This is a genomic window from Methylobacterium hispanicum, from assembly GCF_022179285.1.
Taxonomy (GTDB): domain Bacteria; phylum Pseudomonadota; class Alphaproteobacteria; order Rhizobiales; family Beijerinckiaceae; genus Methylobacterium; species Methylobacterium hispanicum.
The window spans coordinates 89,730-104,848 of the sequence record NZ_BPQO01000017.1 but is presented as its reverse complement, the minus strand read 5'-3'; the positions used below and the strand labels follow the sequence as shown (position 1 = coordinate 104,848).

Below are 15,119 nucleotides of genomic sequence, written 5' to 3'. Positions count from 1 at the left end.
GTCCGGGAGAATCAGGTGCGGGCCGCCGTCTCGACGACGACCGTGGCGAGCCGCTCGGCGGCGTCGTGAATGCCCGCGCTTTTGGCCGCCTCGGCCGCCCGGGTCAATTTTTCGGGATTCTCGAAGGCCTCGACGAGCTCCGCCGTCAGCCGATCCGGCGTGAAGGCGGTCTGCGGCAGGGCGAGCGCCGCGCCGATCCGGCCGAGCGTCTCCGCGTTCGCCGCCTGGTCCTGGTCGAGCGCTCCGGGCAGCGGCACGAGGATCGACGGGCGGCCGATGGCTGCGAGTTCCGAGACCGTCGAGGCGCCCGAGCGCGAGACCACGAGATGGCTCGCGGCCATGCGGCCCGGCAGGTCCTTGAAGAAGGGCGCAGCCTCGAGGCCCCTGAGCCCCATCGCGAGATAGTCGTTCTGGACCGCGGTCAGGTCCTCGGGCCGCACCTGCTGCACGAGGTACAGGCGGGCGCGCAGATCCGCCGGCAACTGGGCGAGCGCCCTCGGCACCACCTCGCCCATCACCCGGGCGCCCTGGCTGCCGCCGAAGACGAGGAGGTGGAAGAGATCGTCGGGGCCGAGGGCCGGATAGGGCACCGTCGCGGCCTCGATCACCGCGGGGCGCAGCGGATTGCCGGTATGGATGCGCGGCGCGGTCGCCTTGTCGGGCACACCGCGCACCTCCTTGAACCCCGTCGCGATGGTGCGGGCGCCCCTGGCCAGGAACGCGTTGGCCCGGCCCATCACGGCGTTCTGCTCGTGCAGGATCGTGGGCACGCGCAGGATCTGGGCGGCCAGCATCGGCGGCACGGTCGGGTAGCCGCCGAAGCCGACGACGGCGGCCGGGTTCAGCCGTTTCACCTCCTTCGCGGCGATGCCGAAGCCGCGCCCCAGCGTCAGCACGGCACCCGCCCGCTTGACGAGGTTGCGGCCGGACGGCGTCGCCGAGGGGATGGTGACGATCTCGGAGGCCGGGAACTCGCCTTTCAGCCCCTCGACGCGCGCGTCGGTGGCGAGCGCCACCCGGATGCCGCGGGCGCGCAGCGCGTGGGCGAGGCTCTCGGCGGGGAAGAGGTGGCCGCCGGTCCCCCCTGCGCAGAGCAGGATCGTGGGGGTGAAGACCGTCACCGCATCACCCCGGCGACGGTGGCGGGCGCGGTGCCGGGCGGCTTCTGGCTGAGCATGGTCGAGCGCGGGCGCTTGCGGGTCAGCGCGATCAGGAAGCCCATGCCGAGCGCGAGCGAGATCAGCGAGGAGCCGCCGTAGGAGACGAAGGGCAGCGTCATGCCCTTGGCGGGCATCAGCTGGGTGTTCACCGCCATGTTGATGCAGGCCTGCAGGCCGAACAGGGTGGTCAGCCCCGTGATGGCCAGCCGCGTGAACGTGTCGTCGGTGCGGCGCGCGAGCTTGAGGCCGCGCAGCACGATGTAGGCGAAGAGCGCCACGAGGCCGAGGCAGACCAGCACGCCGAATTCCTCACCGGTGACCGAGAAGATGAAGTCGGTATGTGCATCGGGCAGGTGGCGCTTGGCCACCCCCTCGCCGGGGCCGGTGCCGAACCAGCCGCCCGACCAGAAGGATTGCTGCGACCAGTAGACCTGGAAGCTGTCGCCCGAATCCTTGTCGAGGAAGCGCTCGATGCGCTCGCGCACGTGGTGGAAGAAGGTGTAGGCGGCAAACACCCCGAACATGCCCGCGATGCCGATCGCCGCGACCCAGATCAGGTGCAGGCCGGCCACGAAGAACAGCGTCGACCAGACCAGCGTGATCAGCATGGTCTGCCCGAAATCGGGCTGCAGCAGCAGCGGCACGATGGTGACCGGCAGGAGCAGCATGCCGAGCGTGCCGCCCGGCATGTCGCGCCGCTGCGCGCCCTCCGAGAAGGCCCAGGCCGCCACCACCACGAAGGAGGGCTTCACGAACTCGGAGGGCTGCAGGCCGAAGGAGCCGAACTGGATCCAGCGGTGCGCGCCCTTGATCTCGGGCCCGAACTTGCTCGCGAGCAGGCAGAGCACCACGCCGAGACCCCAGGTGATCAGCGCGAGGCGGCGCACGCCGCGCAAGCTCAGGAACGAGACCGCCACGATCAGCAGGACCGTGGGGGCAAGGTACATCGCCTGCCGGTTGAGGAAGTAGAAGGTCGGCAGGCCGATGCGCTCGGCCACCGGCGGGCCGCCGCCCATCAGGAAGACGAGGCCGGCCACCATCAGGGCGCCGAGCGCCGCGAGCAGGCCGCGATCGACCGTCCACCACCAGTCCGTGAGGGGCGTGCGTTCCGCGCGGGACATCATGGCGGGCGAGGACTCCTGGGCGCGCTGGACGGGCTGCGGGCCACGGGGGATCCTGTGCCGGAATGGTAAACGCATCCTTAGGGAACCTGGCCCGGACACTTGGGGGACCGGGGCCGCACGTAACGGTTATCCCGCGTGCGAGCCCGCACGTTGCATTCCATGTTAAGAATCTGATGCAACCTTGGGTTTGGCCGACGCGGCGTCGGCCAACCGCCGTGCGGCAGGCCTCCCGTTCCCGCTCCGGCGTCGTCTCAGATCTGCGAGAAGACGGCCCATGTTCGCTGCCCGAAAGACCCTGCAGGCCCGCGCCAAGCTCGCCGCCCTCGACCGGGTGCAGGCCGTGATCGAGTTCGATCTCGACGGTCGCGTCCTCTCGGCGAACGAGAACTTCCTGGCGCTGATGGGCTACACCCTGCCGGAGATCGCGGGGCGGCACCACGAGATCTTCGTGGAGCCCGCACACCGCACCTCGCCCGAGTACAGGGCCTTCTGGCAGCGGCTGCGCGACGGGACCTTCGAGGCGGCGCAGTTCCGGCGGATCACGAAGGACGGCCGCGAGGTCTGGATCGAGGCGTCCTACAACCCGCTGATCGGCCGCGACGGCCGGCCCTACGGCGTGGTGAAGTTCGCTACCGACATCACGCGGCAGAAGCAGGAGGACGCCGACCGCGCCGGGCAGATCGCCGCGATCCGCAAGGCGCAGGCGGTGATCGCCTTCGATCTCGACGGCACGATCCTCGACGCCAACGACAACTTCCTGGCCGCCGTCGGGTATGACAGGGACGAGGTCGTGGGGCGCCACCACAGCATCTTCGTCGATCCACGCGAGCGCACGAGCCCGGACTATGCGGCGTTCTGGGCGAGCCTGCGCAGCGGCGCCTACCAGAGCGCGCAGTTCCGGCGCCTCGGCAAGGGCGGCCGCGAGATCTGGATCCAGGCGGTCTACAACCCGATCCTCGACGCGTCGGGCCGGCCCTACAAGGTGGTGAAGTTCGCCACCGACATCACCGAGCAGGTCCGCCTTCTGGGGAGCCTGCGCACGCTGATCGACAAGAACTTCGGCGAGATCGAGAGCGCCGTCACGCATTCGAGCACGGCAGCCTCGACCGCGACGCGGGCCGCCCACACGACCTCGGGCAACGTGCAGACGGTGGCGGCCGCCGCCGAGGAGCTGGCGGCCTCGGTGAGCGAGATGTCGCAGAGCATCGTGCGCTCGCAAGGGGCCACCGACAACGCCTACGCCTGCGTCCAGGCGGCGGACGGCTACACCAAGCGGCTCGCCGAGACGGCCGCCGCGATGACGGGCATCGTCGGGTTGATCCAGACGATCGCCGGGCAGATCAATCTCCTGGCGCTCAACGCGACGATCGAGGCGGCCCGCGCCGGCGAGGCGGGCCGCGGCTTCGCGGTGGTGGCCAGCGAGGTCAAGGCGCTGGCCGACCAGGCCGCGCGGGCGACGGAGCAGATCAACGCCGAGATCGGCAACGTGCAGGCGGTCTCGCAGGAGGTGGTGGGGGCGCTGGGCTCGATCCGCGGCTCGGTCTCGGTGATGCGCGAGACCGTGGTGGCGACCGCCGCGGCGATCGAGGAGCAGAGCGCGGTGACGCGCGACCTCGCCGAGAACATGCAGAGCGCGGCCGGCGCCGTCACCTCGATCACCGGCAGCATCGGCTCGATCGCCGCAGCGGTGGATCAGGTCTCGGCGGCGGTGAACACCACGCGGGACGCCGCCAAGGTGCTGGCGCGGTAGCGACGACGGACCTTCAGTCCGCGGAGGCTGCCGCGGTCACGGATCGGTAGGGGGCGAGCGCACCGCGCCTCCCTCCCCCGCAGAGGCGGGAGGGAGAGCGGCGCCCTCAGAGCACCTCCCGCACCAGCTCCCGGAAGCGGTCGCCGCGGTGCTCGAAGGAGCGGAACTGGTCGTAGGAGGCGCAGGCCGGGGAGAGCAGCACCACGGGCTCGGGCGCGCCCGACGCTTCCGCGCCCTCGGAGGCCGCCCGCACGGCGACGTCCAGCGTCTCGCAGCGGGTGTAGGGCACCGCGCCCTCCAGCGTCGCCGCGAAGGCGTCGGAGGCCGCACCGATCAGGTAGGCGTGGGCGATCCGCTCGAAATACGGCACCAGCGGGAAGATTCCGCCGTCCTTGGCCTTGCCGCCGAGGATCCAGTGGATGTCCCGGAAGGCGGTGAGCGCCTTCTCGGTGGAATCCGCGTTCGTGGCCTTCGAGTCGTTGACGAACAGGACCCGCCCGCGCCGGCCGACCTCCTCCATCCGGTGGGGCAGACCCGGGAAGGAGGCGAGGCCGGCCTGGATCGCCTCAGACGAGATGCCGAGCGCGCGGGCGACCGCCACCGCGACGGCGGCGTTCTGCCAGTTGTGTGCGCCGCGCAAGCTGCCGATGCCCGAGACGTCGGCGAGGCGGGTGTCGTCGGCGTCGAAGATTGCGGCGTCCCGGGCGATCAGCGCGTCGCCAGCCAGGGTCGCGTCGCGCGGCGAATGGACCGGGACGTGGATCCGCACCAGCCGGTCGCCCCGGCGCTCGGCGATCTCGCGGCTCGGGCGGTCGTCGATGCCGACGATCGCGAGGTCGGCGCCCCGGATCAGCCGCTCCTTGATGGCGGCGTACTGCTCCAGCGTGCCGTGCCGGTCGAGATGGTCGGGGGTGATGTTGAGCAGGACGCCGACGCTCGGAGCGAGCGAGGGCGTCAGGTCGATCTGGAACGAGGACAGCTCGATCACGTGGATGCGGTCGACCGACGGCGGCTCCAGGGAGAGGATCGCGGTGCCGATGTTGCCGCCCATCTGCACGTCGCGGCCAGCTTGCGCCAGGATGTGGGCGACGAGCGCCGTCGTGGTCGACTTGCCGTTGGTGCCGGTGATCGCGACGAAGGGCGCCTCGGGGGCGATCCTGGCGCGCTCGCGGCAGAACAGCTCGATGTCGCCGATGATCTCGACGCCCGCGCCCTCTGCCAGCCCGACGCTCCAGTGCGGCGCGGGGTGGGTCAGCGGCACGCCGGGCGCCAGCACCAGGGCGGCCATCTCCGCCCAGTCGATCCCGTGCAGGTCGGCGGTCTCGATGCCCGCTTCGCCCGCGCGCGCCACGCTTTCCGGGTTGTCGTCCCAGGCGAGCACGCGGGCACCGCCCGCCTTGAGGGCCTTGGCGGTGGCCAGGCCGGAGCCGCCGAGGCCGAACAGGGCGACGTCGCGCTCCGCGAAGGTGGTGATGGGGGTCATGCGCGCGAAACCTCGAGATCGGCCGCGCCGGGGCGCGGCCGCCTCTCCTAGCCCCGCCGCTCGGGGCTAGGGAAGAGCGCCGCGCGCCGTTTCAGCGCAGCTTCAGCGTGGCGAGGCCGGCCAGCGCCAGGATCACGGCGATGATCCAGAAGCGGATGACGACCTGCGCCTCCTTCCAGCCCTTCTGCTCGAAGTGGTGGTGGATCGGCGCCATGCGGAAGACACGCTTTCCCGTGAGCTTGAACGAGGCGACCTGGATGATCACCGACATCATCTCCAGCACGAACAGGCCGCCGACGATCGCCAGCACGATCTCGTGCTTGGTGGCGACCGCGATGACGCCGAGGAGGCCGCCGAGTGCGAGCGAGCCGGTGTCGCCCATGAAGATCTGGGCGGGGGGCGCGTTGAACCAGAGGAAGCCGAGCCCCGCCCCGATCACGGCGCCGCACACCACGGCGAGTTCGCCCGTGTCGCGCACGTAGTTCACCTGCAGGTAGCTCGCCGTGAAGGAGTTGCCGACGAGGTAGGCGATCACCCCGAAGGTGCCGCAGGCGATCATGACGGGAACGATGGCGAGCCCGTCGAGGCCGTCGGTCATGTTCACGGAGTTGCCCGCGCCGACGATGACGAAGGCACCGAACAGCACGTAGAACCAGCCGAGGTTCAGGAGCGCGTCCTTGAAGACCGGGAAGGCGAGCTGGTTCTGCAGCGGGGCCGGTGAGAAATAGGAGATCGCCGCGCAGGCCGCGCCCGCGATGAGCGCCTCCAGCAACAGGCGGGACTTGCCGGAGAAGCCCTTGTGCGACTGCTTCGTGACCTTGAGGTAGTCGTCGTAGAAGCCGATGGCGCCGAAGCCCAGCGTCACCAGCAGCGTCACCCAGACGTAGTGGCTGCGCGGGTTCGCCCAGAGCAGGATGGCGACGACGGCACCGGCCAGGATCATCAGGCCGCCCATCGTGGGCGTGCCGCGCTTCGTCAGCAGGTGGGTCTGCGGTCCGTCCTCGCGGATCGGCTGGCCCTTCCCCTGGCGCAGGCGCAGCAGTGAGATGATCCAGGGACCGAACCAGAACACGAACAGGCCCGCCGTGAACAGCGCGCCCCCGGTCCGGAAGGTGATGTAGCGGAAGACGTTGAGGGCCGAGAGCGTGCCGCTCAGGTCCGACAGGAGATACAGCATCGGTTCAGCCGAGCCCGCTCGTTCAGGGAGGGGGCGGCCCCTTGGCCGGCCCGGGATGGGGTCAGGTGAGGGAAGCGGGCCCCTCAGGGTGTGGCGGTGCGGGGCGAATCGCGCTGCGCCGCGGCGTCCGCGTAGCGGGCTTTCAGCGCCTCGACAATCCGGCCCATGCGCATGCTGTTCGAACCCTTGACCATCAGGGCGTCGCCCGGCCGCAGGAGCTTGGCCAGCGGCTCGACGAGGTCGTCGGAGGCGCCCGCCGCGATGCCGCGGCGCCCGATGGGCAGCGCCTCGAACAGGTGGCCCATCCGGGTGCCGGCGGTGAAGACGAGGTCGATGCCGTGGGACTCGACCGCCTCGGCGAGGCCGCGGTGCTGGGTCTCGCTGGTGGGCCCGAGTTCCAGCATGTCGCCGAGCACCGCGATCCGGCGCCCGCGCGGGCCGGTCTCGATGCCGGCGAGCGTCGCCAGGGCGGCGCGGGCGGAAGCCGGGTTGGCGTTGTAGCTCTCGTCGACCAGCCAGGCCTCGCCGCCGGGGAGGTGCAGGGCGGTGCGCGCGCCGCGCCCGACCGGGGGGCTGAGCCGCGCGAGCGCCAGGGCCGCCTCCGCGAGGTCGGCCCCGAGCGCGTGGATCACCGCCAGGACACCCAGCGAGTTCATCGCCGTGTGCCGGCCGGCGGTGCCGAGCTGGTAGGTCACGGGCTGGCCCATCACCACGGCGTCGACCACCGAGAGATCGGGGCGCACCACGATGCGCAGGGCCCGCACGTCGGCCGCCTCATGCTCGCCGAAGGTGATCACTCGGCCGGCGGGCGAGGCCTGTGCGTGGGCGAGCAGCCGCGAAAAGTTCGGGTTGTCGCGGTTGATCACCGCGACGCCGCCGGGCTTCAGCCCGGAGAAGATCTCGCCCTTGGCGTCCGCGATCGCCGCGAGCGAGGGGAAGTGCTCGATATGGACGGGCTCGACCGTGGTGATCAGCGCGACGTCCGGCCGGACCTCGGCGGTCAGCGGCAGGATCTCGTGGGCGTGGTTCATGCCGATCTCGAACACGCCGTAGCGCGTCTCGGCGGGCATCCGCGCCAGGGTCAGGGGCACGCCCCAATGGTTGTTGTAGGAGGCGACGGAGGCGTGGGTCGGCCCCTGCCCCGCCAGCACGTGGCGGAGCGCCTCCTTGGTGCCGGTCTTGCCGACCGAGCCGGTGACGGCGACGACCTGCGCGCCGGTGCGGGCGCGCGCCGCCCGGCCGATCGCCCGCATGGCGTCGAGGACCGGGTCGGGTCCCTCCCCCGGCACGGCAAGGACCGGCCCGGATTGGTAAAACTCCTCCGCCCGCGCGGCCCCGACGACCGCCGCGCCCGCGCCCCTTTCCAGCGCCGCGGCGACGAAATCGTGCCCGTCGCGGGCCTCGCCGCGGATCGCGAAGAACAGGTCGCCCGGCTGGAGCGTGCGCGTATCGATCGAGGCACCGCCGATCGGGCGGGCCGCGCCGACGAGCCGCCCGCCGGTGGCGGCCTCCAGGGCTTGCGGGGTCCAGAGGTCTGTCATTTCGTACCCACGTCTTTGCCCGGTCCGCGCCTGTATCGAGACCAGTTTCATGGTGGAGCGCGGGTCCCCTCTTCCGCACGGGAGAGGGAGCGCGTTGCGCCATCCGTGCCCCGGCCCGCAGGCCTTGCTCCGCCCGCTGAGGGCGCGCCTTCCGAGCGCGGCGGCGAGAAGCCTACGCGTCCGCGATCGCGGCCCGGACCACGTCGTGGTCCGAGAACGGCAGGGTGCGATCGCCCACGATCTGGCCGGTTTCATGACCCTTGCCGGCCACCACCAGAACGTCGCCGGGGCCGAGTTCGCGCACGGCCAAGCGGATCGCCTCGGCCCGGTCACCGATCTCGGCGGCGCCGGGTGCGGCCGCCAGGATCGCGGCGCGGATCGCGGCCGGGTCCTCGCTGCGGGGGTTGTCGTCGGTCACGACGACCCGGTCGGCGAGGCGGGCCGCGATCGCGCCCATCAGCGGGCGCTTGCCGCGGTCGCGGTCGCCGCCGCAGCCGAAGACGAGGACGAGGCGGCCGCCGGCGAAAGGGCGCAGCGCCGTCAGAACGCTCTCCAGCGCCTCCGGCTTGTGGGCGTAGTCCACCAGGCACAAGGCCCCGTTGGCCTCGCCGATCCGCTCCATCCGGCCGGGCACGCCGGTCAGATGATCGAGCGCGGCGAAGACGCCGTCCGGGTCGGCGGCACCCGCCGGCGTCGCCAGGACGAGCCCGGCGGCGACGAGCGCGTTCTCGACCTGAAAGGCGCCCACGAGCGGCAGGCGCACCGTGCGGGGCCCGTGCGCGCCGTCGAGGTCGAGCGCTTGCGCGAAGCCCTCGGTGCGGGCGGCGACGAGGCGGATTGCCTCCCCGGCCCGGCCGGTGGTGCGGACCGGCCGGCCCGCCGCCTTCGCCACCGCGATCACCCGGTCGGCGAAGGGGCCGTCGGCGTTGACGATCGCGGGGCGGCCTTCCGGCAGCAGGGTGTCGAACAGCCGGAGCTTGGCCGCGAGATATGATTCGATGTCGGCGTGGTAGTCGAGATGGTCGCGGCCGAGATTGGTGAAGCCGGCGGTGGTGAGCCGCACGCCGTCGAGGCGGCGCTGCTCGATTCCGTGCGAGGAGGCCTCCATGGCCAGATCCGTGACGCCCTCCTCCGCGAGACGCGCCAGGGTCTCGTGCAGCGTCACCGGGTCGGGGGTGGTCAGCGAGCCGTACTGCGCGCCGCGATTCGTCACGATCCCGACCGTGCCGAGGCTTGCCGCGTCGCGGCCGAGCCGGGACAGGATCTGGCGCACGAAATCGGCGACCGAACTCTTGCCGGCCGTGCCGGTGACCGCGACGACCGTCTCGGGCTGGCGCGGGTGGAGTGCGGCCGCCGCGAGCGCCAGCGCCCGGCGTGCGTCGGGCACCGCGATCCAGGGCGTGCCGGCCGGCAGATCGGCGGGCCGCGCGCCCTCCCCCGCGACGGCGACGGCGCCCGCGGTCGCGGCGGCCGCGGCGAAGATCCGCCCGTCCGCCTTCGTGCCCGGCACCGCGACGAAGACCGCGCCGGGCCCGGCCCGGCGGCTGTCGGCGGTGACGGCGGAGGCGGCGAGGTCGGCGACCGCCGCGTCGGCCTCCGGGAACAGGTCGCCGAGGGCCGTCATCGCCCGTCGACCTTGTCGGCGTGGTAGGCGCCGAGCTTCACCATCAGCGGGAACGGCTTCACCGGCGGCTCGAATTGCGGCGGCAGGCCGAGGATCGGCGCGACCCGCTCGATCACGCGGCCCGTCACCACGCCCGAGTTCCAGGCGGCGGTGGCGTAGCCGCCGGATTCCGGCAAGCCCTGCGGCTCGTCCATCAGGGTGACGAAGAGGTATTTCGGGTTGTTCATGGGTGCCGCCGCCATGAAGGTGGTGAAGAGGCGGTTCTTCACGTAGCGCCCGTTGATCACCTTCTCGGCCGTGCCGGTCTTGCCGCCGACGTAGTAGAGCGGGATCGAGGCCTTCTTGGCCGAGCCCTCGACGGCGTTGAGGCGCATGATGAAGCGCATCGCCTCGCTGGTGTCGGAGCGCAGCACCCGCGTGGCCTTCTCCATCGCCGCGTCGGGGGTGGTCTTCAGGAAGGTCGGCGTCATCAGGAAGCCGCCGTTGGCGATCGCCGCGACGGCCGCGGACGCCTGGAGCGGGGCTACCGCGAGGCCGTGGCCGAACGCGATGGTGATCGTGTTGATCTCGGTCCAGCGCGGCGGGATGATGGGGGCTGCCGATTCCGGCAGCTCGGTGCGCAGGCGGTCGAGCAGGCCCATCTTCTTCAGGAAGGCCTTGTGGCCGGGCACGCCGACGCCGAGCGCCATCTTGGCCGAGCCGATGTTGGAGGAGTGCGTGAACACCTCCGGCATGGTGATGACCCGGTTGGTGCCGTGGTACTCGTGGATCTTCTGACGGCCCCAGTTCAGCACGCCGCCGCGGGTGTCGAAGGTCGAGTTGACGGTGAACTTGCCCGATTCCAGCGCCATGGCGAGCGTCATCGCCTTGAAGGTCGAGCCCATCTCGTAGACGCCGACATTCATCCGGTTGATCCGGTCGGGCGAGAGCGCGTCCTTCGGGTCATTCGGGTCGAAATCCGGCATCGAGACCAGGGCGATCACCTCGCCGGTGGTCACGTCGAGGATCATCGAGGCGCCGGCCTTGGCCTTGAAGTGGTCGATGCCCCAGGCGAGCTCGTCGCGCACCGCGAACTGGGCGCGCAGGTCGAGCGAGAGCTGGACCGGCTTCAGGTCGGTCTGCTTGGCGACGAAGCCGAACTCGTTGAGGGCCTTGTTCCCTTGCGTGTCGATGTACTTCTCGATGCCCGCGATGCCGATGTTGTCGAGGTTCGTCGCGCCGATGATGTGGGCGGCCGCGACCCCGTTCGGGTAGACGCGCTTGTGGTCGGGCAGGAAGCCGATGCCCGGGATGCCCAGGCGGTGGACCTCGGCCTGCTGCTTCGGGGTCAGCTCGCGCTTCACCCAGATGAAGCCTGGATCGGTCTTGCCGCGGCGCTTCAGCCACTCCTTCTTGTCCTCGATCTTCTTGCGCAGGTCGCCGGCGTTCAGCTCGGGCAGCACCGCGGTCAGAAGCTCGACGGCCTCGTCCACGTCGTAGATGTTGCCGGGCTCGGCGAAGACCGAGACCGTGCGGATGTCGGTGGCCAGCACCTCGCCGTTGCGATCGACGATGTCGGGCCGGATCGCGGTCGTGGCGGCGGCCGCGACCGCGTGCTCGTTGAGGCCCTTGCCCGGGAAGGCGGCGCGGTAGACCAGCTTGCCGCCGATCGCCCCGAACACGCCCAGGAAGGCGAGGCCGACGATCGCCACGCGGGTGTGCGAGCGCTCGATGGCGAGGCGGAACATCGCCCCGAGAAGGTCGGCGAGCGGTCGCTGCCGCGGGCGCAGGGCGGCGACCGCCGCGGCGAGGCGCGAGGCTTCCTCGGGCGCGACCACGGCCGCCTCCGCGTGCGCCCCGGTCGAATCGTACGCGTCCGCCGCGTGGCCCGCCTCGGGGTGCTCGGCGGGATCCTGGGCGGCCTGGACCGGGTCCAGATGTTCGGCCGCGAAGGGCTCGGCGCCCGAAGTCGGGGTGAAGCCGGGCGCGGCGGACCCGGCGTCCGTCGCCTCGGCCCGTCCGTGCGCGTCGGGGGTGTGGTGGGCGTCATCAGGCACGGGCGCTACCTCGAAGCCGTGGTCGGCGTGCGGGTCGTGGTGACGGTGCGGGTGAGCGAGCCGGTGGTGCGCGGTTCCGGCGCCCCGCCGTCCTTCGGCGTCGCGGTCGCGGCGAGCAGGCGGCCGATCTCGTCGCCGCGCTCGGGCCGGGCCGGCAGGTCGCTGAAGCGGCCGAGATGGCTCACGCCGATCGGCTCCAGCGCGAGGTGCTTGGCAACCGCCGCCTGAAGCCGGTCGGGCCGCGTGAGCAACTGCCACTCGGCGCGCAGCACCGCGATGGCCTGCCGCTCCTTGTGCAGGGCGGTCTTCAGCTTCGAGACCTGACCGCCCTGGTAGAGCGTGTCGTACTTGATCGAGTAGGCGTAGATCGCGGACGCCACGAGGCCGCAGACCGCCAGCAGGTTGAGGAGACGGATCACCGGCGTGCACCTCCGCGCGGTTCGGGCAGGCTGGCGAGCGTGCGGATCGCGTCGAGGGGCTCGGGCGCGGGCGCCTCGGTGCGCTCGGCCGCGCGCAGCTTCGCCGAGCGGGCGCGCGGGTTGCGGGCGGTCTCGGCCTCGCCCGGCAGGACGGGCCCCTTCGTGACGAGCTGGAAGCTGCGCGCGGGCGTGCTGCCCGGGAGCGCGCCGGGCAGGTGGCGCGACCCCTGGGAGGCCCGGCCGCTGCGGGCGGCGAAGAACTGCTTGACGATGCGATCTTCCAGCGAGTGGAACGTCACCACGGCGAGCCGGCCGCCGGGCCGCAGCGCCCGCTCGGCGGCGTGGAGCGCGCGCACCAGCTCGCCCAGCTCGTCGTTGACCGCGATGCGCAGGCCCTGGAACGTGCGGGTGGCCGGGTGGATGCCGCTGCCGGGCTCGGCCCGGACGACGCCCGCCACGAGGTCGGCGAGCTGTGCCGTGGTCTCGATCCGGCCGCGGCGGCGCGCCTCGATGATCGTGCGGGCGACTGCGCGGGCGCGCCGCTCCTCGCCGTAATGGTAGATGATGTCGGCGAGCGCCGATTCCTCGGCGATGTTGACGATGTCGGCCGCGCTCGGCCCGTCCGCGCCCATGCGCATGTCGAGCGGCCCGTCGTGCCGGAAGGAGAAGCCGCGCTCGGGCTGGTCGAGCTGCATCGAGGAGACGCCGATATCGAGCACGACCCGGTCGGCCAGCCCCCCGTCGATCCGGCTCTCGCCGCTCTCGGCGAGCAGGACGTCGAGATCGCCGAAACGGCCGGGCACGAGGCGCAGGCGCCCGCAGGCCTCGGCGACGAGGCCGGCACCGGCCGCGATGGCGCTCGGGTCGCGGTCGATCGCGACGACGCGCAGGCCCGGCTCGGCCGCCAGCATGGCGCGGGTGTAGCCGCCCGCGCCGAAGGTTCCGTCCACGGCGAGCCCGGCGCCGGGCAAGGCCAGCGCCGCGATCACCTCGTCGAGCAGGACCGGAACATGGGGGGGCGCGGGGACGTGCCCGGCCGCCCGCTTCATCGCGCCCTCGCGTGGCGCGGCGTTCCGGGAATCGGTTCGACCCGCCCGCACGGGACGGCGTCTGCGCTGGATCGGCTCATGGGCACCTGCGTCCGACCGCGCTCCCGCCGACCGGAAAGGGGGGGCTCCGACGACCCGGCGGGACGCAATGCCCCGCCCGCGGGCGCTCCCTGCTCCGCGGCAGGGCGTGCCCGTCGGGCCGATCGACGCCGTTGACGGTATGGTTCCGGTTAACATGGGCCTCGGAGGATCGTCAACGCACCCTAGACTGCCGGATGGTGCGCCCCGATCAGATCGCAGCAAGGTTAACCGAACGTTATGCGTCGGCCCGATTCGGCAAAACACCTCGCCCAGCGCGCAGGCACCGATCTTCGCGGCCGGAGGTGGGGTATCGCTATTGACGAGACGCGCTCGAGGCCGCGGACGAATGCTTCGCGGCGCCTGCGCGTGCGGCAGGGCCCGCGGGCGGATCAGGCGGCCTGTAAGCCGGGTTCTGTAGGGCTCCGGACGCCTTGCGGCGCCCGGAACGTGGCAGCCATTCCTCTGGGACGACCGTTGCCGGCCGCCTCGAGCAACCAACCCGGGCGACTGGCCTGGAGAGAGGGCCTGCGGCTCCCTCGCGGGTGGCCGCGCGCCGCCCCTATTCGGTCTTGCTCCCGGTGGGGTTTGCCGTGCCGTCCGCGTTGCCGCGTCCGCGGTGCGCTCTTACCGCACCCTTTCACCCTGACTCCGTGGCGGGCCCGAGGGCCCGTCGGAGCGGTCTGCTCTCTGTGGCACTGTCCCTGGGGTCGCCCCCGCCGGAGGTTATCCGGCACCGTCTCTCCATGGAGCCCGGACTTTCCTCCCCGGGCGCGAGCGCCCGGAGCGGCCGCCCGGCCGCCTGATCCGCGGCGGGGATGCGCCGCGGGCGGTCCCGCGTCAAGGACGGTCGACGGGCCTGCCCGGCGATTGGGCAGGCCTGGATTTCGGGCAGACGGTTGCGGCGGTCCGCGCGCGGGCGCACCCTCCACTTCGAGGTCGGCGCCCGGCGCGCGAGACGATCCTGCCGGCGGGCACCCCTCTTCAGAGGAGAGAGCCATGACGGAGACGACCTGGACGCTCGATGCCGTGCAGATCCTGCGCGAACTCGCCCGCGCGGGCATCCCGCCCGCGGTGATCAGCCTGAAGCTCAAGCGTCCGGTCGAGGCGGTGCGGGCCAAGCTCGCCGAACTCGGCATCACGCCCGCGGCCGCGCTCTGAGGTCCCTACCAGCTTCCGGTGTTCTCCATCGAGGCCCAGGGCTCCTGCGGCGGCTTCGCGCCGCCCTTCTGCAGGATCTCGATGGAGATGCCGTCGGGCGACTTCACGAAGGCCATGTGACCGTCGCGCGGCGGGCGGTTGATGGTGACGCCCGCCTCCTTCAGCCGCGCGCAGAAGGCGTAGATGTCCTCGACCTGATAGGCGAGGTGCCCGAAGTTGCGCCCGCCCGTGTAGGTCTCCGGGTCCCAGTTGTAGGTCAGCTCGACCAGCGGCGACTTCGTGCTCTCGGCCCGCGCGACGTCGCCGGGCGCGGCCAGGAAGACCAGGGTGAAGCGCCCCTTCTCGTTCTCGACGCGCCGCACCTCCTTCAGGCCGAAGATCTCGACGTAGAAGTTCAGGGCCCGGTCCAGGTCGGCGACCCGGACCATCGTGTGCAGGTATTCCATCTGTCCTCACCCTGGCGCGGCGCCGCCGAGGCGGGGCGCCCTCGCCGCTGATCTAGGGCGGGGCAGCGGAA

The 15,119-nt window shown here is 72.0% G+C and carries 12 protein-coding genes and 1 other RNA gene; 2 read left to right on the top strand and 11 right to left on the bottom strand.

The window, feature by feature from the left end; all coding sequences use genetic code 11:
• Positions 1 to 11: 11 nt before the first annotated feature.
• Positions 12 to 1,121, bottom strand: a complete 1,110-nt coding sequence (gene murG / locus MFF56_RS19115) for an undecaprenyldiphospho-muramoylpentapeptide beta-N-acetylglucosaminyltransferase (RefSeq protein ID WP_066921221.1) — start codon at positions 1,119 to 1,121, stop codon at positions 12 to 14.
• On the bottom strand, positions 1,118 to 2,284 hold the full coding sequence (locus tag MFF56_RS19110; protein ID WP_066921223.1) for an FtsW/RodA/SpoVE family cell cycle protein: 1,167 nt from the start codon (positions 2,282 to 2,284) through the stop codon (positions 1,118 to 1,120). The genes murG and MFF56_RS19110 overlap by 4 nt, the downstream gene beginning before the upstream one ends.
• A gap of 274 nt (positions 2,285 to 2,558) precedes the next feature.
• Here MFF56_RS19110 and MFF56_RS19105 point away from each other — a divergent pair, with 274 nt between their 5' ends.
• On the top strand, positions 2,559 to 4,034 hold the full coding sequence (locus MFF56_RS19105) for a methyl-accepting chemotaxis protein (RefSeq protein ID WP_066921224.1): 1,476 nt from the start codon (positions 2,559 to 2,561) through the stop codon (positions 4,032 to 4,034).
• Positions 4,035 to 4,140: 106 nt separating this feature from the next.
• Here the strand turns inward: MFF56_RS19105 and murD are convergent, their stop codons facing one another.
• From murD to rnpB, 8 genes are all read right to left on the bottom strand, one after another.
• The gene (gene murD, locus MFF56_RS19100; protein ID WP_066921226.1) at positions 4,141 to 5,517 is read right to left on the bottom strand and encodes a UDP-N-acetylmuramoyl-L-alanine--D-glutamate ligase; all 1,377 of its coding nucleotides are present in this window, start codon (positions 5,515 to 5,517) and stop codon (positions 4,141 to 4,143) included.
• A 91-nt stretch (positions 5,518 to 5,608) separates the two neighbouring features.
• The gene (gene mraY, locus MFF56_RS19095) at positions 5,609 to 6,694 is read right to left on the bottom strand and encodes a phospho-N-acetylmuramoyl-pentapeptide-transferase (protein WP_066921228.1); all 1,086 of its coding nucleotides are present in this window, start codon (positions 6,692 to 6,694) and stop codon (positions 5,609 to 5,611) included.
• A gap of 83 nt (positions 6,695 to 6,777) precedes the next feature.
• Entirely contained in the window at positions 6,778 to 8,235 is a 1,458-nt protein-coding gene (locus MFF56_RS19090) for a UDP-N-acetylmuramoylalanyl-D-glutamyl-2,6-diaminopimelate--D-alanyl-D-alanine ligase (RefSeq protein WP_066921230.1), read from the bottom strand.
• 172 nt (positions 8,236 to 8,407) lie between these two features.
• Complete coding sequence (locus tag MFF56_RS19085) at positions 8,408 to 9,859, bottom strand: UDP-N-acetylmuramoyl-L-alanyl-D-glutamate--2,6-diaminopimelate ligase (protein ID WP_066921232.1); 1,452 nt, start codon at positions 9,857 to 9,859, stop codon at positions 8,408 to 8,410.
• Positions 9,856 to 11,628 (bottom strand): peptidoglycan D,D-transpeptidase FtsI family protein, encoded by a 1,773-nt coding sequence (locus tag MFF56_RS19080; RefSeq protein WP_066921250.1) that lies wholly within the window; start codon positions 11,626 to 11,628, stop codon positions 9,856 to 9,858. Before MFF56_RS19080 ends, MFF56_RS19085 begins: the two co-directional genes overlap by 4 nt.
• Positions 11,629 to 11,900: 272 nt before the next feature.
• Complete coding sequence (ftsL, locus tag MFF56_RS19075; RefSeq protein ID WP_066921234.1) at positions 11,901 to 12,314, bottom strand: cell division protein FtsL; 414 nt, start codon at positions 12,312 to 12,314, stop codon at positions 11,901 to 11,903.
• Positions 12,311 to 13,363 carry a 16S rRNA (cytosine(1402)-N(4))-methyltransferase RsmH gene (gene rsmH, locus MFF56_RS19070; RefSeq protein ID WP_066921236.1) on the bottom strand — a complete coding sequence of 351 codons (1,053 nt, stop codon included), beginning with the start codon at positions 13,361 to 13,363 and terminating at the stop codon, positions 12,311 to 12,313. The genes ftsL and rsmH overlap by 4 nt, the downstream gene beginning before the upstream one ends.
• 466 nt (positions 13,364 to 13,829) lie before the next feature.
• An RNA gene (rnpB, locus tag MFF56_RS19065) (RNase P RNA component class A) lies at positions 13,830 to 14,247 on the bottom strand.
• A gap of 193 nt (positions 14,248 to 14,440) precedes the next feature.
• Here rnpB and MFF56_RS19060 point away from each other — a divergent pair.
• A complete protein-coding gene (locus MFF56_RS19060) occupies positions 14,441 to 14,602 on the top strand; it encodes a hypothetical protein (RefSeq protein WP_156453650.1) in 162 nt (53 codons plus the stop codon).
• A gap of 5 nt (positions 14,603 to 14,607) precedes the next feature.
• Here MFF56_RS19060 and MFF56_RS19055 read toward each other — a convergent pair whose 3' ends face one another.
• A complete protein-coding gene (locus MFF56_RS19055) occupies positions 14,608 to 15,048 on the bottom strand; it encodes a VOC family protein (protein WP_066921238.1) in 441 nt (146 codons plus the stop codon).
• Positions 15,049 to 15,119 lie beyond the last annotated feature (71 nt).

Bases quoted from the DNA above. Each gene is read 5' to 3' on its own strand.
- MFF56_RS19110 (WP_066921223.1), bottom strand. From the start codon at position 2,284: ATGATGTCCCGCGCGGAACGCACGCCCCTCACGGACTGGTGGTGGACG.
- MFF56_RS19105 (WP_066921224.1), top strand. From the start codon at position 2,559: ATGTTCGCTGCCCGAAAGACCCTGCAGGCCCGCGCCAAGCTCGCCGCC.
- murD (WP_066921226.1), bottom strand. From the start codon at position 5,517: ATGACCCCCATCACCACCTTCGCGGAGCGCGACGTCGCCCTGTTCGGC.
- mraY (WP_066921228.1), bottom strand. From the start codon at position 6,694: ATGCTGTATCTCCTGTCGGACCTGAGCGGCACGCTCTCGGCCCTCAAC.
- MFF56_RS19090 (WP_066921230.1), bottom strand. From the start codon at position 8,235: ATGACAGACCTCTGGACCCCGCAAGCCCTGGAGGCCGCCACCGGCGGG.
- MFF56_RS19085 (WP_066921232.1), bottom strand. From the start codon at position 9,859: ATGACGGCCCTCGGCGACCTGTTCCCGGAGGCCGACGCGGCGGTCGCC.
- rsmH (WP_066921236.1), bottom strand. From the start codon at position 13,363: ATGAAGCGGGCGGCCGGGCACGTCCCCGCGCCCCCCCATGTTCCGGTC.
- MFF56_RS19060 (WP_156453650.1), top strand. From the start codon at position 14,441: ATGACGGAGACGACCTGGACGCTCGATGCCGTGCAGATCCTGCGCGAA.
- MFF56_RS19055 (WP_066921238.1), bottom strand. From the start codon at position 15,048: ATGGAATACCTGCACACGATGGTCCGGGTCGCCGACCTGGACCGGGCC.